The sequence below is a fragment of the Spirosoma panaciterrae DSM 21099 genome (assembly GCF_000374025.1).
GTDB classification, from domain to species: domain Bacteria; phylum Bacteroidota; class Bacteroidia; order Cytophagales; family Spirosomataceae; genus Spirosoma; species Spirosoma panaciterrae.
Genome location: NZ_KB893172.1, coordinates 207787 through 229845, shown reverse-complemented (window position 1 = coordinate 229845; position 22059 = coordinate 207787). Strand labels below are relative to the sequence as shown.

The 22059-nt window shown below is 51.5% G+C and carries 10 protein-coding genes; 9 read left to right on the top strand and 1 reads right to left on the bottom strand.

The window, feature by feature from the left end; translation table 11 throughout:
• Nucleotides 1-113 precede the first annotated feature (113 nt).
• The 6 genes from B153_RS0100855 (at nt 114) to B153_RS0100830 (ending at nt 11697) form a co-directional block, all read left to right on the top strand.
• Nucleotides 114-2552, top strand: a complete 2439-nt coding sequence (locus tag B153_RS0100855; protein ID WP_020594755.1) for an ABC transporter permease — start codon at nt 114-116, stop codon at nt 2550-2552.
• Nucleotides 2553-2654: 102 nt separating this feature from the next.
• The gene (locus B153_RS0100850) at nt 2655-5072 is read left to right on the top strand and encodes an ABC transporter permease (protein ID WP_020594754.1); all 2418 of its coding nucleotides are present in this window, start codon (nt 2655-2657) and stop codon (nt 5070-5072) included.
• Nucleotides 5073-5180: 108 nt separating this feature from the next.
• Nucleotides 5181-7580 (top strand): ABC transporter permease, encoded by a 2400-nt coding sequence (locus B153_RS0100845; RefSeq protein ID WP_020594753.1) that lies wholly within the window; start codon nt 5181-5183, stop codon nt 7578-7580.
• Nucleotides 7581-7809: 229 nt separating this feature from the next.
• Nucleotides 7810-8004, top strand: coding sequence for a hypothetical protein (locus B153_RS38155; protein ID WP_020594752.1), 195 nt, complete (start codon nt 7810-7812; stop codon nt 8002-8004).
• Between the two features lie 38 nt (nt 8005-8042).
• Nucleotides 8043-9146 (top strand): DUF2911 domain-containing protein, encoded by a 1104-nt coding sequence (locus B153_RS0100835; protein ID WP_040760674.1) that lies wholly within the window; start codon nt 8043-8045, stop codon nt 9144-9146.
• A 109-nt stretch (nt 9147-9255) separates the two neighbouring features.
• On the top strand, nt 9256-11697 hold the full coding sequence (locus tag B153_RS0100830) for an ABC transporter permease (RefSeq protein WP_026261817.1): 2442 nt from the start codon (nt 9256-9258) through the stop codon (nt 11695-11697).
• Nucleotides 11698-11808: 111 nt separating this feature from the next.
• Here the strand turns inward: B153_RS0100830 and B153_RS34435 are convergent, their stop codons facing one another.
• On the bottom strand, nt 11809-13770 hold the full coding sequence (locus B153_RS34435) for a sensor histidine kinase (RefSeq protein WP_020594749.1): 1962 nt from the start codon (nt 13768-13770) through the stop codon (nt 11809-11811).
• Nucleotides 13771-14003: 233 nt separating this feature from the next.
• Between B153_RS34435 and B153_RS0100820 the strand changes: the two genes are divergently transcribed.
• From B153_RS0100820 to B153_RS0100805, 3 genes are all read left to right on the top strand, one after another.
• Nucleotides 14004-16424: an ABC transporter permease gene (locus B153_RS0100820; RefSeq protein ID WP_020594748.1), complete on the top strand. Its 2421-nt coding sequence runs from the start codon at nt 14004-14006 to the stop codon at nt 16422-16424.
• A gap of 413 nt (nt 16425-16837) precedes the next feature.
• Nucleotides 16838-19360: a magnesium-translocating P-type ATPase gene (mgtA, locus tag B153_RS0100815; protein WP_040760671.1), complete on the top strand. Its 2523-nt coding sequence runs from the start codon at nt 16838-16840 to the stop codon at nt 19358-19360.
• Between the two features lie 273 nt (nt 19361-19633).
• Nucleotides 19634-22051, top strand: a complete 2418-nt coding sequence (locus tag B153_RS0100805) for an ABC transporter permease (protein WP_020594746.1) — start codon at nt 19634-19636, stop codon at nt 22049-22051.
• Nucleotides 22052-22059: the final 8 nt, after the last annotated feature.

Here is a 22059-nt window from a genome sequence, read left to right as displayed (position 1 = left end):
AAGAAGTTGGACCCCATAAATCCTTTCCTCCCTCTCTTCCCCTTACTCCCTCTCTTCCCCTTACTCCCCCTCCTCCCTTTCTTCCCCTTACTCCCTCTCCTCCCCTCTGCCCCATGCTTCGTAACTACCTCAAAATCGCTCTTCGCAATCTGGCGAAGCACAAAGTCAACACAGCCATTAATATGGCCGGTTTAGCGATTGGCATGGCCTGTTGCCTGCTGATCGTTCTGTATGTGACGGATGAACTGAGTTATGACCGACACTGGCCCAACGGTAACCGTATCTACCGCATGGCGCTGGAACGGATCTATCCGGGCCGCAGCACAAAATATGCGATCATTCCGCCTTCCTACGCACAGTCGGTGAAGAAGGAAATACCGGAAATTGAGCAGACGACACGGGTATTTACCTTCGGCAACAACCAGCCTACCTTACTCAAACTGAACGGGCGAACACTCGAAGAAAAAGGGTTTCTAGCGGTTGATTCTACATTTTTTCAGGTCTTCCAGATTCCGCTACTGCGGGGGCAGGCCGGGAAGGCGCTAAGCCGACCGAATACGGTTGTGCTGACCGAAAGCACCGCCAAACGGTTGTTTGGCTCAACAAATCCCATCGGGAAGATAGTTGAGATTGTGCAAGGGCCGAAACTCGAAGTGACGGGCATTTGTCCAGATCCTACGCACAATGCCCATTTTTCCTATAATTTCCTGTCGTCGACGCGCGGGTTCCCACTGGCCGAGCAGCCCAATCATATCAGTTTTGCCGCCCATACGTACCTGCTTCTGCGACCAAACACACGCCGGGAGGTTGTCCAGGCCAAGCTGCCTGCTGTCGTCGAGAAGTACGCGGCTGGCGAAATCGAACGCACTTTCGGGGTTTCGTATCGCGATTACGTGAAAGCTGGAAACGGGTATTATTATTTCCTGCAACCTGTTCCTTCCATTCACCTCGACTCACACCTGGAGGCCGAATACCAGCCCAATGGCAGTCGGTCGCTGGTGTCTATTTTCTCGATCATTGCCGCTTTTGTGCTGCTGATCGCCTGTATCAATTTCATGAATCTGGCCACGGCTCGGTCGTCGGAGCGGGCGCGGGAAGTCGGGATTCGTAAATCGTTGGGGTCAACTAAACAACAACTGGCCGCCCAATTCCTGACTGAATCCGTTTTACTGAGCTTATTTAGTCTGATCATTGCCGGATTACTGGTTTCTGCCCTGCTTACGCCATTTAATACCTTAGCAAGTAAGTCACTCACGTTAAGCTCGCTGGTACGCTGGGAAACATTACCCTTGTTGATCGGGGGCGCTGTTGCCGTAGGCTTATTGGCTGGCAGTTATCCGGCCGGAGTTTTATCGGCGTTTGAGCCAATCAAAGTGCTGAAAGGCAGGTTTTCATCAACCAAACAGGGACACTGGCTCCGAAATGGACTGGTCGTATTTCAGTTTGCCATTTCGGTACTCCTGATCGTCAGCACCATCGTGGTGTTCAGCCAGTTGAATTTTATTCAGCAGAAAGAGCTGGGCTTTACCAAAGAATCCGTCGTTACGATCAAAAGCGCCTTTTTTCTGGGCAACAATACCGAAGCCTTCAAACAGGAAGTTGCCAAACTGTCGGGCGTGGCCAGTGTGGGCGGTACCAGCAGCGCTCCGGGCGAAGAAGGCTTTTTCGGTATAACCTTCCGTAAGAATGGCGACAACGAGACCGTGACCGGAAAAGGTTGTGTGGTGGATGAACAGTATCTCCAGACCATGCAGATGACCCTACTGACCGGACGCCCATTCAGCCGACAGTTCGACGATTCGCTTTCGGTGATTCTCAATGAAGAAGCCGCCCGGCAGATGGGACTTTTCGACCCGATTGGCAAACAGATTACCAGCCCCGACAACTTCACCCAGCAGAATGGCCCACCCGTCACATATACCATCGTGGGTGTAGTCCGCAATTTCCACTTCGGATCACTGCACCAACGCATTAGCCCGCTATTTATTCTGAACAACCGGATTTTCCGCCGAACCGACAATCAGATGGCCGTCCGGGTCCGGGCCGATAATCCAGGCACCGTTGTTGGCCAGATTGAGCAGGTCTGGAAACACTACCTACCCGATCAGCCTTTTCATTACTCATACCTAACGGCCGACTGGAGCGACTTGTATAAATCGGAACAGGTAGCCCAGCGGATTTTTGGGGTGTTTGCCCTGCTCGCCATTTTCATCGCCTGCATGGGCTTGTTGGGGCTGGCGATGTACGTAATCCGGTTGCGGACCAAAGAAATCGGCATTCGGAAAGCACTGGGAGCGTCAACACCAGGGCTGGTTGCCTTACTCTCGAAAGATTTCCTGAAACTGGTCCTGATCGCCATTGTGATAGCATCGCCCATTGCCTGGTATGTAATGAATCGCTGGCTCCAGGAGTTTGCCTACAAAATCGATGTTGAATGGTGGATGTTCGTGGTAGCCGGACTGCTGGCCGTAGGTATTGCTGTACTTACTGTAAGTTTTCAGTCGATCAAAGCAGCGTTGGCGAATCCGATTACGTCTTTGCGGAGTGAATAAATATAATGGAGGAGCGGGAGGAATGGGGCAAAAGGGAGGAAGGATTTTCCAAATACCCTTTCGTCCCTCTTCTCCCCTTCCTCCCGCTCCTCCCTTTGCCTTATGCTTCAAAATTATTTCAAAATCGCCTGGCGGAATCTGGTCCGCAACAAAGCCTTTTCGGCTATCAATATTCTGGGACTGGCCATCGGCATTGCCGCCTGTGTGCTCATTCTGCAATATGTCTCGTTTGAACTGAGTTATGATGATTTTCATACCAGGGGCAACCGGATTTACCGTGTTCTGCAGGATCGGTACGACAAGGGCAAACTCAGTACGCAATGGGCGGGTGGTGCTCAGGCGGCTGGCAACTCGTTTAAGGCGGCCTTTGGGGAGGTTGAGGATTATGTAAAAGTGCTGAAACGTCGGGCAGTCATTGCCGACTATGGCGAGAAAAGTCTGAAGGTTGAGCGGGTCTTTATTGCCAGCGAATCGTTCTTCAAGATTTTTTCCTATCCGCTGATTGCTGGTGATGTGAATACCATACTGGCCGAACCGAATACCGTTGCTTTGTCGGAATCGGTCGCGCATCGGTTGTTCGGCAACGAAAATCCGATGGGCAAAACCATTCGCATCAATCAGGAGCGGGCCGTTAAGGTTACGGGTGTGTATCAGGATATGCCTGCCAACACACACCTCCATGCCGATCTGCTAATTCCGCACGTTACCTTCATCAAGGAGGTTGGCAAGGACAATAACCCCGACCAGGCCTGGATGTGGGACGGTGCGCTATCGTATCTGCTGCTTCGGCCCGATACTAACCCCAACGCCCTTGAAGCCAAATTTGCGCCCTATATTCAGAAAACTATTGGGGCTGAACTGAAGAAATACGATGCCGATGCGGTCTATAAACTTCAGCCCCTGCGCGACATCCATTTGTATTCTCATTTTATGGAAGAAGCCGAACCCAATGGCGACGGCAACACGGTCTATCTACTGCTGGGCATTGCGTTTTTCATCGTTGTCATTGCCTGGGTCAACTACATCAATCTGGCCACGGCACGCGCTATCAACCGGGCCAAAGAAGTGGGGGTTCGGAAAGCGGTAGGGTCGCTACGTGGTCAGCTCATTCGGCAGTTCATGACCGAATCGGTCTTACTCAATGGCCTGGCGGTGGTTTTGGCTTTGGGGATTGTTGCCGTATCGATCCCGCTATTCAATCAGGTATCGGGCCAGCAGATGTCGTTCTCCCTATTAGTGAGCCCCACCTTCTGGTTGCCTCTGATCGGACTGTTTCTCATCGGGGCTTTTCTTTCGGGACTGTATCCGGCGTTTGTGCTATCAGGATTTAAGCCCGTGGCGGTGCTGAAAGGGAAGGTTAGTACCTCATCGCAGGGTATTTTACTGCGTAAATCGCTGGTGGTGTTCCAGTTTGCGGCTTCCCTGTTTTTGCTGGTCGGTACGCTGGCCGTTTTTCATCAGATTCAATTCATGCGGGCGCAAAGCCTGGGCCTGAACATCGACCAGACGCTGGTCATTAACCCACCCATCGTCAAAACCGACTCTACCTTTATGCGACAGATGCTGGCGTTTAAAGATGAACTCCTGCGTCGTCCCGGTATTCAGTCCATTGCGGCTTCGACGGTAGTACCAGGTCAGGCTTCCGACTGGAATGCGGGCGGTATCCGGCTCAAGGGAACCGACGAAAGCAAAAGTCAACAATATCGGATTATTGGCGTCGACTATGATTTCCTGAAAACGTTCGATCTGAAATTACTGGCCGGACGCAACTTCGCCAAAGAGTTTGGCAGCGACCCCAAGGCACTCATCTTCAACAAAAAAGCTGCGCAACAACTGGGTTTCAACCGGCCCGAGGATGCCATTGGCAAACAGATTGAGTTTTGGGGCGAAACCTTTACGCTGGTCGGGGTTACGGACAATTTTCATCAGCAGTCGTTACGGGATGCCTACGAACCACTCATTCTCCGCCTGATTCCCGATGTGCGAGGCTATTTCTCCATCAAACTGGCTTCCAGCGAACTCAACAGCACCATCACCACCATTCGGACCGAGTGGAATCACTTTTTCCCCGGCAATCCGTTCGAATATTCGTTTCTGGATGAACGCTTTAACGAACAGTACCGAGCCGATCAGCGATTTGGGCAGGTATTCGGCTTGTTTACGGGACTGGCCATTCTGGTAGCCTGCCTGGGATTGTTCGGACTGGCTTCGTTCACTACTGCGCAACGCACCAAAGAAATCGGTATTCGGAAGGTACTGGGGGCTTCGGTCGCTGAGATTGTGCAGATGCTCTACCGCGAATTTGCCATCTTGATTTTGATTGCCTTTGTCGTGGCAACGCCGTTGGCCTGGTATGCGATCAGTCAATGGCTCCAGGGGTATGCGTTCCGAACAACGATCCAGTGGTGGCTGTTTGCCCTACCATTTGCCTTAGTGCTATTCATTGCGTTACTTACTGTAAGTTTCCAGAGTATCAAAGCTGCGTTGGTCAATCCCGTGAAATCACTTAAAACGGAATAGAGGGAGGAGCGGGAAGAAAGGGAGGAAAGGATTTTCGGGTCCAACTTTTTTTCCCTTACTCCCTTTCTTCCCCTTACCCCAAGCTCTCTGCCCCTTCCTCTTTGCCCTATGCTCCAGAACTACCTCAAAATCGCCTGGCGTGGATTACTAAAAAACCGCCTGTTCACTTCGTTGAACCTGCTTGGGCTGGCTACCGGATTAGCCGTTGCCCTGCTTCTTATGCTGTATGTGAAAGATGAACTTCTGTTCGACAAACACCACAGCAAAGCCGACCGAATTTTCCGGGTTGGATTAACGGCCACGTTCGATGGCAAAAGCATGAACTGGGCCAACGCGCCCAATGCCGTTGGTCCGGCACTTAAGGCCGACATTCCCACCGTTGAGCAACAGGTCCGCTTGCTGCGTCATAATTTCGGTGAGACGGCTTTCATCAAATCGGGCGATAAGAAATTTGCCGAAACTAATTTTTACTGGGCTGATGGAAGCCTGTTCGATATCTTCGACGTTGAGCTGACAAAAGGCAATCCCAAAACGGTGCTGGACGGCCCGCACAAGGTGGTGCTGAGCCAGTCAACGGCCGAACGGTATTTCGGCAGCGATAACCCGGTCGGAAAAATCCTGTACGTCGATAACCGAGACACGCTGGAAGTAACGGGGGTCTACAAAAACTTTCCTGGCACCTCGACGCTGGATGCCGACATGATCGGCTCGTTCAGCAGTGTGCGCTGGGCTCAAAATCCAAGCTGGAGCAATGCCAGTTTCGAAACCTATGTGCTACTCAGCCCGCAGGCCCAGGAAACCCAGGTCGAAGGTCAGATGGTGGGACTTGTGGACAAAAACGTACCCAAAGCCGAGCAATGGTACAAAATATGGCTCCAGCCGCTTACCGAAGTTCACCTGTACTCGGCCGATATGACCAATGCCAATACCACCCGCATCGGCGACCTGCGGCAGGTTAAAATTCTGCTTATTCTCGCCATCGTCATTCTGCTGATTGCGTCGATCAACTACATGAATCTGGCCACGGCCAAAGCACAGATTCGTTTCCGGGAAGTGGGTGTTATCAAAACGGTTGGGGCATCGGCAGGACATCTCATTACACGCTTTTATCTGGAAACTGGCCTGATGGTTACCCTGGCACTTACCCTGGCGATTGGCCTGGTTACCCTGGGGCTTCCGCTTTTCAATCAGATGACGGACAAGCAAATCCCTTTCGCGGCCCTGCTGACCCCCGAAGTGATTGTAGGTCTGTTGCTGATCGGTTTACTGATTACGCTCATTGCGGGCTCGTATCCCGCGTTCTACCTATCGTCGTTTTCGCCCAAATACCTGCTCAGCACCACCTTCCGCAACCAGTCGGGCGCGGGTTTGTTCCGGCGGTCGCTGGTCGTGATCCAGTTTGCTGCCTCGGTCATTCTGATGGTTTGTACGTTTATTTTCTATCAGCAGTTGCAGTTTATTCAGGCGCAGAAACTGGGGTATGAACCAACTCAGGTTGTGGCCGTCATGACCTCAGCCGCGAAGGACAAAACGCAGATCGACGCCCTCATGAACGATTACCGAAGCCTGAGCAGCGTGGTCGAAGTTTGTCGGGCGCAAACCTTTCCCGGACGCGGGGCAAGTGGCCGGACTCTCAGTCGGTCCGGCAGTTCGACTAATTCCAGCGAAGGCATGGCTATTCAGACCAATCGGGTTGGCAAGGAGTTTATGGATGTGCTGGGCCTAAAGCTTCTGGCCGGGCATACCTTACCAGCCATCAAAGATGAAAAAGATACCACTGTACAGGTTGTTCTGAACAAAAAAGCCGTCGACTACCTGGGCCTTACCCCACAGAAAGCCATCGGCCAGAAAGCCCATAATCTATTTGGCTGGGATCGGGCCGAAATCATCGGTGTTGTCGACGATTTTCACTTTCAGTCGCTGCATACGCCGATTGGTGCCTACGCCTTCCATAATGCCGATACCGAATCACGTCCGTATCTGCTGATTAAAACCCGTACGGCCCAATTGAGCCAGACCATGCGCCAGCTGGAAGCTGTTTTCCAGAAAGACATGCCCGATTCGGCTTTCGAATACACCTTCCTCGATGAGTTTCTGAATACGCTCTATCGGTCGGAGCAACGTACAGCCCAGGTGGTACTGGTATTTTCGGCACTGGCTATTCTGATTGCCTGCCTGGGTCTGTTTGGGCTGGCAGCTTTTACGGCCGAACAACGGACGAAAGAGATCGGTGTTCGGAAAGTGCTGGGGGCATCCGTTTCAAGTATCGTTACCCTCCTCTCGAAAGACTTCCTGAAGCCTGTACTAATCGCGATTCTGCTGGCCAGTCCCATTGCGTGGTGGGCCATGAATCAGTGGCTGGCAGATTTTGCCTACCGGGTCAACATTCAGTGGTGGGTCTTCGTGCTGGCAGGGTTACTTGCCATTGGCATTGCCCTTTTAACGGTCAGTTTCCAGAGTATCAAAGCCGCGTTGGTCAATCCCGTAAAATCACTTAAAACGGAATGAAGTGCATAGGGCATGGGGGTAAGGGTAAAGGGTCATTGCGACAACTACCCCCTTACCCTATGCCCCAGGCCCATCGCCCAATGCTCCACCTTGCTGTCCACCCCCGTACAAGACCTGTCCGATAGCGGACACCCCAAACAGGTTAACACACTACAAATCAGCAACTTAACTAGATGGCACAATCTTGGTAGTAGGTATTACAGCCTTACCTGTTGACGACAACCGAACGATGAAAGCACAACTAATCTTTCTTAGCCTCTTCCTAAAAGGATTATGTATGCTGTTGATTGCGGCACTTTGCTATCTGGTTAAACCACCTCAGGCAGATGATACGCAAAAAGCACAGTCCTGTTTAAGCCCTAAAAAGGGTGCACTGGCTTTAGATACCCAAAAGCACACTGGCCCGACGAAGATTAAATGTTAGCCAATCCGCTACCAACCATTCCTCCACTGTTTATGGGTATGCGTAACGTAACATTCATCATCGGCTTTCTGCTATACTCGCTGGTTTGTCGGGCACAACTCACAACGCCACCGATCGGCGGCAACAAAAAAGCATCGGTTTCTGAGCAAATCGGCCTCACGACTGTTACGGTCCATTATGATCGCCCTGGCGTAAAAGGCCGCGAAGGGAAGATCTGGGGAACGCCCATTGCACACTATGGTTTTCAGGACCTGGGTTATGGCCCCGGCAAACCGGCTCCCTGGCGGGCAGGTGCCAATGAAACCACAACGATTACGTTTTCCGACGATGTAAACGTGGAAGGCAAACCCCTCGCAGCCGGAACCTATGGACTGTTTATGAACCTGGGGGAGCAGGAAACCACGGTTATCTTTTCCAAAATCGTCGTTTCCTGGGGAAGTTTCTACTACGATCCGGCTCTGGACGTGCTTAAGGTTACGGTCAAAAATCAGTCGCTCGACCGATCCGTCGAATTACTCACCTATTCGTTCGTGAATCAGACCGATAGTTCGGCAGCCGTAGCGCTTTCGTGGGAAAAGCGGATGATTCCCTTTACCATCAGTGTCGATCTGGTGGGTCAGCAAATGGCGTCGTTCCGAAAAGAACTCCTATCGAAACCGGGCTTTACGTGGCCATCACTGGTGCAGGCGGCAACCTACTGTCTGGAAACCAGTCATGATCTGAATCAGGGCCTTATCTGGGCCGATCAGGCCATCAACGCCCGCTACATTGGCCAGAAAAACTTTCAAACACTGAGCACCAAAGCCGCTGTGCTGACGGCACTTAACAAACCTGACGAAGCCAAAGTGCTCATGACCGAAGCCATGCCGCTGGGCACCCTCAATGAATTGCACCAATACGGACGCAGTTTATTGGCCCAAAAGCGAAATCAGGAAGCCTATGCGGTCTTTAAAACCAACTACGACAAAAACCCAAATCAGTTTACCACAAATCTGGGCATGAGCCGGGCTTTGGTGGCTTTAGGAAAACCGAAAGATGCGTTACCCTATTTACAGGCCGCTCTGCCTCAGGCTCCTAATGCCCTGAACAAAACAAACGTGGAAGCCATGATCAAGGCCATCAACGAAGGCAAATCGAATTAAAAAGGAGCAGAGGGAGAAAAGGGAGGAGAGGGACGAAAGGGGGTGCTGAAGCAACTTTTTTCTCCCCTTCGTCCCTCTCCTCCCTCTCCTCCCCTTACTTCTGTTTCTTATGTTAACAAACTATCTCAAAATCGCCTGGCGGACCTTGCGCAAACAGCGGGGCTTTGCCTTTATCAACATCTTCGGATTGGCCGTTGGGCTGGGCTGCTGTCTGCTCATAACCCTCTATGTGCTGGATGAGCTTAGCTACGACCGTTACAATGAGAAAGCTGACCGGATTTACCGAATTCAGTCCGACATCAAATTTGGTGGCAACGACATGCGGTTTGCGGTTTCGCCCGACCCGGTAGGCCCCACGCTCAAAAAAGATTACCCACAGGTTGAACAATACGTTCGGCTGCACCAACGGGGTACGTGGCTGGTAAAACGAACAGGCGAAACCACCAATCTGCGCGAAGACAACGTCACATTTGCCGATTCTACGTTATTCGATGTGTTTACGCTGCCGCTTATTTCCGGCGATCCGAAACGGGCACTGGCAGAGCCCAATACGATTGTGATCAGCGAATCGGCGGCCAAACGACACTTTGGCAATCAGAACCCAATGGGCCAAACGCTACTGCTGGACAACCGGCTGACCTTTAAAGTATCGGGGGTCATGCGCGACATGCCGAAAAATGCCCATTTCCATGCCGACCTCATCCCAACCATGCTCAGCGACGAGTATCCGTGGGGGCAATGGTTGAGTAACAATCATCATACCTACATCCTGCTCCGACCCGGTACCGATCCAGCAACTGTTGACAGGAATTTCGATGCCGTTATCGAAAAATATGTGGGCCCACAGGTACAACAGATGATTGGCAAGAGTTTAGGCGAATTCCGGAAAGCAGGTAATAGTGTCCGGTACTGGCTGATGCCCCTGACCGACATTCACCTGCACTCAAAACAACAGATTGAGCTGGCTCCCAATGGCGATATCCAGTACGTGTATATTTTCTCGGCGGTAGCCTTATTTATTCTGCTGATCGCCTGCATCAATTTCATGAACCTGGCTACGGCTCGCTCGGCCATGCGGGCGCGTGAGGTAGGTGTGCGGAAAGTGATGGGATCGGAACGCCAGCAACTAGTCAGTCAATTTATGACCGAATCGGTACTGACATCGGTGCTGGCGATGGTGCTGGCGATCGGCATTGTCGCCCTGGCTTTACCCGGCTTCAACACGATTGCGGCTAAAGAACTAACCATTCATCAACTGACCTCGTCCTACCTGCTGCCTATACTGATACTGCTCCCCTTCGCAGTAGGTCTCTTTGCCGGGAGCTATCCTGCCTTTTTCCTGTCGTCGTTTCAGCCTATCAGAGTGCTGAAAGGCGGATTGTCGGCCCTGAAAACGGGAACAGGTTTTGGTGGTGCCAGTTTACGGAGCGGACTGGTCGTATTCCAGTTTATGATGTCGGTTATTCTGATTGTCGGAACCATCATCGTTTACCGGCAGATCACCTTTATCCAGACAAAAAACGTAGGATTTAACCGCGAACAGGTCTTGACGGTCAACGATGCCTATGCGATTGGCAAACAGGCCGAAACCTTTCGGCAGGAGGTGTTGCGGCTGCCCGGCGTACTGAATGGGAGTATATCAGGCTATTTGCCGACGCCATCCAACCGGAGCGACAATGCCTACTTTGCGGAAGGGCAGACCGATATGAACAAAGGGTTTAGCATGCAAACCTGGGGAGTCGATCACGATTACCTCAAAACGATGGGGATGCAACTGGTGAAAGGCCGTGAATTTTCGCGGCAGTTCGGTTCGGATTCGTCGGGCATTATTCTGAACGAAGCGGCCATAAAAATCCTGGGCTTTAAAGATCCTATTGGTAAGCGCGTCTGGCGATTCAATGATGGTGAAGGTAAAACCCGGAAGACGTACACGGTGATCGGGGTTGTTAAGAACTTCCATTTCGAATCGCTTCGTCGGAATATCGGGGCGTTGTCACTGGTGTTGGATTCAAACTCGGGGGCGGTATCCTTCCGGCTGAGTGGGGCTAATGTACCGGCGCTGGTTCGTCAGATTGAAGCAAAATGGAAGCAGTTGGCACCGGGTCAACCATTCAGCTATCAATTTATGAATCTAAGTTTCGACGAAATGTACCGAGCCGAACAGCGTGTTGGCACCATCGCCCTAACATTCGCGGCATTGGCCGTTCTGATCGCCTGTCTGGGTCTGTTTGGGCTAGCCGCTTTTATGGCCGAGCAACGCACGAAAGAAATTGGCGTTCGGAAAGTACTGGGAGCCAGCGTCACCAGCATTGTCGGTTTGCTCTCCAAAGATTTTCTGAAACTGGTGCTGGTGGCCATTCTGATCGCCAGCCCCATTGCGTGGTGGGCCATGAATCAGTGGCTGGCCGATTTTGCCTATAAAATCAACATCGAGTGGTGGATGTTTGCCCTGGCCGGGCTACTGGCCGTCGGTATTGCCCTGCTCACCGTCAGCTTTCAGTCGATCAAAGCTGCGTTGATGAATCCAGTGAAGAGTTTGCGGAGTGAATAAATAGCAAAGGGTATGGGGTGAGGGGCATAGGGTAAAGGGGAGTACTCCGTCTCGCTACCCTATGCCCCTCACCCCATACCCTTTGCCCTATACCCCATACCCCCAGGCTATCTACCGCCGAACGGGCAGATATACCCGAAAAGTGCTACCCTTACCGGGTTGGCTGCTAGCCGTGATCGTGCCGCCGTGCCGTTCCACAATTTTATGGCAGATAGCCAGCCCAATACCCGATCCGGTAAACTCACTACGCCCATGCAGCCGCTGGAATACCTGAAAAATCCGGTCCAGATATTTTTCATCGAAGCCAATACCGTTGTCGGCAATGGAAATCTCGACGAATCGAGCATCCGTTTTCTTCATTTTCACAGCCTTCCCGGAAGGTATCAATCCGACGGGGATGTCGGCTCCTTCAACCAGGCGGCCGCTTATATGCACACGGGGCATGGTGTCGTAGTAACAGAATTTGATGGCATTTGACAGCAGATTCTGGAAAAGCTGGCGCATCTGCAACTGATCGGCCGTAACGATTGGCAATTCTCCCAGATGAATCTCGGCTTTACGCTGATAAATCATTTCCCAAAGCTCATGTTCCTGCAACTCCTGAATCAAAGCGGCTATGTCTACAGGTTTAAATGAGTCCTGCCGGGTATCTACCTGCGAATACGCCAGCAGATCATGGATGAGTAAGCGCATGCGGATAGCCGATACATTGATCCGTCGAACAATATCAGCAGTCTCTTCGCTAAACTGACTGGCAGACTGCGTAGCCAGCATATCGGAAAAGGAAATGATTTTTCGTAGCGGTTCCTGCAAGTCGTGCGAAGCCACAAACGCAAACGACTGCAGGTTTTCGTTGGATCGTTTCAGTTCGCTATTGGCCTGTTCGAGCTGCTCCCAATACTGGTGAGCGGGGGTAATGTCCTGGGCGGCCAGCACGACCCCATCGCCAAACTTAACCACCGAAAAGTCATACCATCGATCAGCCCAGGGCACTTCCATCCGAATGGGTACGCCCGTTTCAATCACCTGCCTGCATTGCTCAAACAAAGGAGTTTCTACCGATCCAGGGATGTAGCGGGATACGCGCCGATATTGAATCTTGTCAATCGGATTTTGAAGAATATCGGCCGCCATCTGATTTAGCTTCATCATGCGCAGGTCAATAATTTCACCTGCTTCGTTCCGAATACTCCGATTCAGTACTATGGCTGCGGGCGTCATATTCATCACCTGCTCGAGCAGAGCCGCGTTCTGCTGCTGTTCCAGTTCAGCTTCCTTATAGGCCGTTACGTCGGTGTAGGTATACAGTATACAGCCATCTATACAGGTGAACGACCCATCAAACCAGCCCTTCATCCCATACGCTTCATAAAAGAAAACAATTCGTTGGGGCTGTTGGGTTTCGACCGCTTCGACATAGTATCGGAATAAATCTGACTCCTGCCAGCCTGGAAATAAATCGCCAACCAACGTTCCCGTCATCTCGGCCACCGACCGACCTGTCGTACGTGCATTGTATTCGTTGGTCAGGATGTACTGAAAGTCGATAATTTCGGCCTTTTCATTTCGAACAGGTCGAGCCAGTAATAAACCTGCCTGCGTATTGTCGACGACCTGCTGGTAAATGGTATCCCATTGCAACAAACTCCGCTGAGCCTGGTCTAAAGCGGTTGCTGCCGAAAGGTTTTCAATGCTTGCCGACTCAACAAATGGCGGCTGCTGTGTAGTCGTGCTTTCATACGTGACCCGAACGCCATCGTCCTGTTTCGTGACCCAAAGAGCATAGCTCTCCAGCTCGAACCGAACCGAACGTCCAAAATCAACAACCAGACCAAACTGCCGGATCAGGTATTGCCCAGTCGTTTCGGGTGCCAACCGGCTAATGAGTTGACCTACGCACTCGGATTGAGGAAGCTGCCACAACCCCGGCGCAGAACCGCTTACACGAACAAGTTGAAAATCGACAAGTTGCCCATTGGCATCGCGCTGAGTCCGATATATTTCTACGTAGGTAGCCGACGAACTCAAATCAGGATCCGTTGGCCGATTAGTCGGTGTAGAATAGGGTTCCATATCAAAAAGAGCAAGTTAACGGCAGATAAAGCGTAGGGTTGGCGTTGACAGAAAATTGGATAGCTATCTGGCTCACTACTTCTTACACACGTAAAGAAAACACCGTATAAATCTAACCTTTTTGGCTTATAACCTTGAAAACTTTATGAGGAGTGGAACTGAGTTCGTATAGAATGGCCTGAGCACCGTTTATTTTTACGCAGCAACCTCTACCCTTATTATTTCTGCAATCCATGTTCGTCAACTATGTCAAAATTGCCTGGCGGTCCATCCGTCAACACCGGCTGTATAGTCTCCTTAACATCATTGGCCTGGCCCTCGGTATGGCTACCTGCGGCTTGTTGATTCAATATATCCGATTTGAACAGAGTTACGACCGAAACCTGGCTACCGATAAGCCCGTTTATCGGGTAGAAAGCCTGTTTTATGGGGCAGGTCATAAAACCGATCACTGGGCAACCAGCACCAACGGCTGTGCGCCCGCCATGAAAGCCAATTTTCCGGAGGTGCAGGGCTACACCCGTATTTTCTGGCGGAATTCGGAGCGCGTGGTTCGGTACGAAAATCAGAAATACCGCGAACCGCACGTATGCCTGGTCGATTCCAATTTCTTTACCTTCTTCGATTATCCCGTTCTGCTGGGCGACCGCCGAACCTTTCTGAACGAGCCGAACACGGTGGTCCTGTCCGAATCGGCTGCTCGAAAATATTTTGGATCGCAGAATCCGCTTGGCAAGACACTCGAAATCAGCACACTGGCCAACAAGCAAACCTGTCAGGTTACGGGTGTTTTTGCCGACCTGCCGATCAACTCAACGATGCAGTTCGATATGCTGATCTCTGGCCGAACAGCTTCGGCCAAATTCTGGAATTTCTGGTATCAGCACGCCAGCTACACGTTTGTTCAGCTTAAGCCACAAGCCGATCCGACCCGGTTGGAAGCCAAATTCCCCGCCCTCGCTGAGAAGTACAAGACCGAGCCGACCATGAAAGATGTGACCTGGGGTATCAAACTGGTTCCGCTTCAGGATCTGCACCTTAACCCGGCTACACCCAACGAAATCGAAGCCAAAGGCAACCGAACGGTGGTCCGATTCCTGTCGATCATCGCGCTGGTTATTTTGCTGATTAGCTGGGTCAACTACAGCAACCTGACCACGGCCCGCATTCTGTATCGTGCCAAAGAAGCGGGCGTTCGGCGGTTGATCGGCTCCAGCAAACGAATGCTGCTGTTCCAATTCATTGTCGAATCATTGCTGGTACACGGCATAGCGTTATTGGTTGCCATTCCGATGTTGCTGCTGGCGATACAACTCCTGCCCGATTCGCTCCACCTGCACACAGCACAGGTTATCTGGGCGGCCCCCGTCGTTTGGGCTGGCCTTCTGGCCCTATGGGTAGCAGGAGTTCTGATTACAGGTATCTATCCGGGCTTTGTTCTGTTACGGCTTTCGCCCGTTTCGGTACTGAAAGGTCATTTCCGATTTTCCAGGGCCGAACAAACCATGCGGCAGTCGCTGGTGGTAATTCAGTTCGTTGTGTCGGTCATTCTGATGGTGAGTACGGTGGTCGTATATCGGCAAACCGCCTATATGATGCAGCAGCGGCCGGGCGTGCTTACCGAACAAGTCATTGTGCTTAAAGCCCCGGTCAATGCCCCCAATTATTACGACAAAGTAGAACGCTTTAAAAACCAGGTCAAAGCCCTGGCCAATGTATCGGGAGTGACGGGCTCGGGGGCCGTTCCGGGCAAAGAAGTGGGGCAGTTTCTGGCAAATCGACGGTTCGAAGCAGCCGAAGCCAGCAATCGGCTGTTCGAAATGCTGACCGTCGATTTCGACTTCATGCCTACCTACGGGCTCCAGTTGATCGCCGGACGAGGTTTCGATAAAAACCGCCCTGCTGATTCAACGGCACTGGTTCTGAACGAATCGGCCGTCAGGCAATTTGGGTTCACCTCGCCTGAGCAGGCCATTGGCCAAAAAATAGCTTTGGAAACAACGCCTAACCGCGCCAACGAAATTATCGGTGTGATAAAGGATTACCACCAACGCTCGCTCCACCAGCCCTTTACACCCATCGTTTTGTTTATGGACCCGGCCTTCCGCTGGATTCCGACGGAGTACTATTCGATCAAGTTTGAGACGGCCAATACCCCGGAATTAATGAAGCAGGTAAAGGGAATCTGGGAGAGTACCTTCCCCGAATCGTCGCTGGATTATTTCTTTCTGGATGAACTCTATGCCAGTCAGTATCAGGCCGATCAGCAATATGGATTACTGTTCAGCCTGTTTGCAGGACTGGCCATATTTATCGCCTGTCTGGGTTTGTTCGGCCTGGCCACCTTCAGTGCCCAGCAACGTACCAAAGAAATTGGCGTTCGGAAAGTGCTCGGCTCGTCGGTTACGGGCATCGTCGCCCTGCTTTCCAAAGACTTTCTGAAACTGGTGCTAATTGCCATTGTGATTGCCTCGCCCCTGGCGTGGTGGGTTATGAGCAACTGGCTGGTCGATTTCGCCTACAAAATCAACCTCGAATGGTGGATGTTTGCGCTGGCTGGGCTAGCGGCTATCCTAATAGCCCTGCTCACCATCAGTTTCCAAAGTATCAAAGCCGCCCTGGCCAACCCCGTAAAAAGCTTACGCAGCGAATAACGCGTTTTAGAAGGACTACGATTAGCATCGAAACCGTATTCTATTCATTGGCCTATTCCTCATTTTGTCATGGCGACGAAGGAGCCATCTTCGTAGAGGGCGTTTCCCGCCTGTTTCTGAAGATGGCTCCTTCGTCGCCATGACAAAAAAATATCGCTTAGGCCTGATCATCTTAAAAAACTGGTCATGATTTAGAATCAGGCTCATATTGTATTTGGAGTCAAGCCAACGCCTGTCGCCGACCAATACGAGCCTTTTGCCTGATTTTTATCATAGGTCACTGACCATCATCCGTCGTATCATTGCCACATACTAGCTGAACCGCAAGGACGCGAGGCCTATGTCTAAAAATCCTTGCGCCTTCGCGTCCTTGCGGTTCAATTTAATACTTGCCGTATCTAACGTTTACCGATTTGAATACCGTCGAAAAAACAGATGCTTTCTGGACGCAGACAACGGCTCACTGGTCGCAACAACTCAGCAGTTCCGAACAAGGGTTAACTGAACAGGCCGCTCAACAACGGCTAAAAGCAGCGATAGGAAAACAACCCGAATCGGCTCTACAAAAAGACATTCGACTGTTTGTTTCTCAGTTCAAAAGCCCCCTGATGCTCCTGCTCATTGGGGCCGTTCTGCTGTCTGCTTTTTTAGGCGACACCTCCGATGTATTGATTATCCTGTTCATCCTCCTATCGACGGGATTGATTAGTTTCTTTCAGGAACGGAATGCAGGGCGGGTCGTGGAAAAACTACAAGCGCTGATCACCATTAAAAGTACAGTTCTTCGCGATGGTCAGGAACAAGAAGTCCCCGCTTCGCAACTGGTACCGGGCGATGTCCTCCTGTTCAATGCGGGGGATGTGGTTCCGGCCGATTGCCTGCTCATCCAGGCGAATGAACTGCAAGCCAACGAAGCCAGCCTGACGGGCGAATCGTTTCCGGTACGCAAAGAGCCCTGTATTTCGGAAGCGAGCGCAGCTTTATCACAACGCCCGAATTGCCTGTGGGAAGGCAGTAGTATCGTCAGTGGCAGTGGCAAAGCTATGGTTATCCATACCGGACAGAATACCGTATTTGGTAACGTCGTTCAAAGCGCCAGTTCGGTAATCGAAACCTCGTTCGATAAAGGCTTGACGGATTTTGGGTTCATGCTCATGCGCATCACCCTAGCGTTGAGTGGATTCATACTGATCATTAACCTGGTCAATCAGAAGAGCCTGATCGAATCGGCACTGTTTGCGCTGGCGCTGGCCGTTGGCATGGCCCCCGAATTGTTACCGGCCATCACCACCATTGCGATGAGTGCCGGTGCCAAACGCCTGCTGGATAAGAAAGTGATCGTCAAAAAACTGAACTCCATTCAGAATCTTGGCGAAATCAACCTGCTCTGTACCGACAAAACAGGCACCATTACCGAAGGAGCGATTCAGATCAACGGCATTGTCGATGCGTGGGGGCAGTCCAGCGAGTTTGTCAAAACGAGGGTGCATTACAATGCCCTGTTCGAAACAGGTTACTCCAATCCCATCGACGAAGCCATACGCGCCATTGCCGTCGATACGCCCGTTGTGAAACCGACCAAACTTGGCGAAATCCCCTACGATTTTACCCGCAAACGGTTAAGCATTGCCATCGACATCGGCACCGAAAAGCAGCTCATCAGTAAAGGTGCCTTTACCGAATGCCTGGCCATCTGCACAACCGTACGAATGCCCAACGGATCCACCAAACCGATTACCGACTACCGACAAGCCATTGAGCAGCAGTTCGAGCAGTTTGGGCAAAACGGTATGCGAGCCATTGCGGTGTGCTACAAAAACAGCCAGCAGACCATCTTTACCAAAGCCGACGAAACGGATATGACGTTTGCGGGTTTCGTACTGATGAAAGACCCGATCAAAGCGGGCGTTGTGGAAGCCATCGATGCGTTAAAACAACTGAACATCGACTTTAAAATTATTTCGGGCGATAACCGAATCGTGGCCCAGGCCATCGGTCGGCAGATCGGCATCGATAATCCGGTCGTGATAACGGGTAACGAACTGCTCGGTATCGACGCTACCGAACTACCCCAAAAAGTCAAATCAGCGCATATTTTCTCGGAAGTTGAACCACAACAGAAAGAGCACATTATTCAGGCACTGCGGCACTCGTACACGGTGGCCTACATGGGCGATGGCATCAATGACGTACCTGCCATCAATGCCGCTGATGTAGGCATAAGCGTCGACAATGCGACCGATGTGGCTCGCGATGCCGCCGATTTTATTCTGCTCGAAAAAGACTTATCGGTTATTGCCGCGGGCATCAGCGAAGGTCGAAAAACGTTTGCAAACACGTTGAAATACATCTACATCAGCACAGGCTCCACGTTCGGCAATATGTGCAGTGTGGCGCTGGCTTCGCTGTTTCTGCCCTTCCTGCCGATGCTGCCCAAGCAGATTCTGCTCACTAACTTCCTGACTGACTTCCCCTTCCTGAGCATCCCATCCGACAATGTCGACCAGGAGCAACTTGCCAAACCCGGCAAGTGGAATATTCAACTAATCAAACGCTACATGCTGGTGTTCGGAATTCATAGTTCGTTGTTCGATGTTATCACGTTCAGTACGCTTCTGTTCGGATTCCACTTAAAAGAATCGGGGTTTCAATCGGGCTGGTTCATCGAGTCAATCCTGACTGAGCTGCTCATTTTCTTTATCATCCGTACTCGCAAAAATTTCTTCAGGAGCCAACCCGCCCGATGGATCAGTGTGCTTAGTATAGTATGTATTCTGATAACGGTATTTCTCCCCTATTCGCCCTTTTCGGCCACGTTTGGCCTAACTCCTCCCCCCTTGCACCAGCTCGCAGCTATCCTGCTGATTATCTTAGGGTATGTAGTTACCGCCGACATCCTGAAGGTCTGGTTTTTCCGACGCTATAAGGGGGAATGAAGGGGGGACAGGAACGAAAGGCAGGGACGGTAACTCTTCCCTTTATTCCTCCTCATCCCTCTCCTCCCTTTATTCCCCTTCCTCCCCCTCCTCCCTTTATTCCCCTTCCTCCCCCTCCTCCCTTTATTCCCCTCATCCCTCTCCTCCCTTTATTCCCCTTCCTCCCCCCTTAACATTTTTTAACAGCCTGTCAATCAGATAAAAAGACAAACAAAACACGATAGTCGATACCTTCACGGCATCAAATACCATGTCGCGCAAATCGTTTGTCTCATGCTCCAGAATTACCTTAAAATCGCCCTTCGCAATCTACGTCAGCGTCGGTTCTACGCGCTGGTTACGCTCCTCGGCCTCACGGTTGGTATAACATTTCTGCTCCTGATCGGCAACTACATTCAGGGCGAACTGGCCGTCAATAAAACCCTGCGGAATGTGGACCAGCAGTATCTGGTGAAGAGTCGCTGGAAGGAGGAAACGATGGGCATGGACATCACCAGTCTGGGGCTGCTGGGGCCGACGCTCAAGCAGCAATACCCCGATCTAGTCGCGAATTATTACCGTTTCTACGGCGTCACGGCGATTGTGTCGAATGGCGACAAGCACTTCCGGGAGGGTATTGAAGTTGGCGACTCGACGTTACTATCGATGTTTGGGTTTCCACTGGCCTATGGCGATTCGAAAACCGCTATGCTGGCCCCTAATTCGATCGTGATTACGGAAGCTATGGCGCAAAAACTGTTTGGCCGAACCAACGTTTTGCGGCAGCCGCTTACCGTTCAGACGCCCATCGGCGGCAAACAGATTTTTACGGTAACGGGTGTGTTGCAGGAACCGCCCCGCAATAGTGTCCTGGACTTACTACCCAATCGTGATCAGATTTTCATTCCGATGCGCGATGTGGGATATTTTACGCCCAAAGCCGGTATCGACTCCTGGCAAAACCAGTACATCCCAAACTATCTGGAACTCCAACCGGGCGTCACTGCCGATCAGCTCACAAAACCCCTTACGGATGTACTGGCCAACTATGCCCCAGCAGGTTTTAAGGAAAATCTTCATCCGTATCTGAGTCCACTGACTGTCCACTACCTGAAAGCCAACAACGGGCTGGTCGAGAAAATGGTATTGACCCTGACCCTGATTGGCGTATTTATTTTGCTGATGGCCGTAGTCAATTTCATAAACATCACCATTGGTATGTCGGCTACGCGCATCCGTGAAATCGGCGTCCGCAAGGCACTGGGTGGACTGAAAAACCAGTTGATTGGTCAGTTTCTGACCGAGTCGCTTTTACTTACCGCTGGTGCAACGATACTGGCGCTGGGCTGTCACGAAATTTTCCGGCCGATGTTTGCCAGCATTCTGGATCGACCTATTTCCTCATTCATTAGCTGGTCGCCATTGACATATGGGACACTTGTTGGGCTGGTGCTGTTCATTGCCCTACTGGCAGGTAGTTACCCAGCTTTTGTCCTGTCGAATCTTCCCTCAGTCGAATCTCTGAAAGGCAAGCTGACAGCATCGGTCCAGAAAGGGATTGGCCTGCGCCGGGCTCTGATCGTCTTTCAGTTTACGGTAGCCACTTTCGTGTTTGTCGGTGCGATGGTCGTCGGTCGGCAGGTGACGTATTTTTTCAAGAAAGACCTGGGCTATACCAAAGATCAGATCCTGACGGTGGCCTCGGTTCCGCGCGACTGGTCGCCAGCGGGTGTACAACGTATGGAAGGCATCCGCAATCAGTTGGCGCGTATTCCGGGCGTAAGCGATGTCAGTTTTTCATTCATCGTTCCCGATGGCCGAAGCAGTGGCAGCGGTCAGGTATTTCGGCATGGGCAGGACAGTACGAAAGCAGCAACCATAGAAGTCCTCACCTCCGACGAACGATTTGCTCAAACGTATGGGCTGAAACTCCACTCAGGCCAGTTTTTCAATGCCAGCGGTGGCGGCTATGACTCAACAGAAGTAGTCTTGAACGAGTCGGCGGTCAAAGCCCTGGGCTGGAACGATCCCGCCAAAGCCCTCGGCCAACTGGTACGGTTTTATGGGGGAAGCAATCCGTTACGGATAGGTGGCATACTCAAAGACTTTCATTTTAATTCGCTGCACCAAACGATCAAGCCCCTTATCTTCCTTAATGCTCGGTCGAACCCCGTCTACCGCTATTTTTCGTTCCGGCTCAAGCCGGGTCAACTACCCGAAACCGTAGCCGCCATTGGTCAGGAATGGGCTCGCTTATTTCCCGATGCGCCGTTTGAGTATTCGTTCATGGACGATACGCTTCAGAAGCTTTACCAGACTGAACTCCAATTACAGAAAGCGTCCCGATTAGCTACGACATTGGCTCTGATTATTGTGTTGCTGGGTGTACTGGGGCTGGTATCGCTCAATGTAACCCGCCGAACCAAAGAGATTGGCATTCGGAAGGTACTGGGTGCCAACACCATCGGCATCGTCAATCTGTTCATGAAGGAGTTTGTGCTGATTCTGCTGATTGCCAACCTGATTGCCTGGCCGCTGGCTTATTATCTTTTGCACAACTGGCTGACGCATTTCGCCTACCGCATCAACTTATCCTGGTCGCCATTTGCGCTGGTAGCGATTGCCCTGGCCTTGCTGACCGCGCTGGTCGTCAGTACACAAGCCATCCGGGCCGCCCTCGCCAATCCGGTAAAAAGTTTACGGAGTGAATAAATCTGAAC

Coding starts and splice junctions, on each gene's coding strand:
- B153_RS38155 (WP_020594752.1), top strand. CDS start 7,810: ATGAAAGCACAACTAATCTTTCTTAGCCTCTTCCTAAAAGGATTATGT.
- B153_RS0100850 (WP_020594754.1), top strand. CDS start 2,655: ATGCTTCAAAATTATTTCAAAATCGCCTGGCGGAATCTGGTCCGCAAC.
- B153_RS0100820 (WP_020594748.1), top strand. CDS start 14,004: ATGTTCGTCAACTATGTCAAAATTGCCTGGCGGTCCATCCGTCAACAC.
- B153_RS0100845 (WP_020594753.1), top strand. CDS start 5,181: ATGCTCCAGAACTACCTCAAAATCGCCTGGCGTGGATTACTAAAAAAC.
- B153_RS0100835 (WP_040760674.1), top strand. CDS start 8,043: ATGCGTAACGTAACATTCATCATCGGCTTTCTGCTATACTCGCTGGTT.
- B153_RS0100830 (WP_026261817.1), top strand. CDS start 9,256: ATGTTAACAAACTATCTCAAAATCGCCTGGCGGACCTTGCGCAAACAG.
- B153_RS0100805 (WP_020594746.1), top strand. CDS start 19,634: ATGCTCCAGAATTACCTTAAAATCGCCCTTCGCAATCTACGTCAGCGT.
- B153_RS34435 (WP_020594749.1), bottom strand. CDS start 13,770: ATGGAACCCTATTCTACACCGACTAATCGGCCAACGGATCCTGATTTG.
- B153_RS0100855 (WP_020594755.1), top strand. CDS start 114: ATGCTTCGTAACTACCTCAAAATCGCTCTTCGCAATCTGGCGAAGCAC.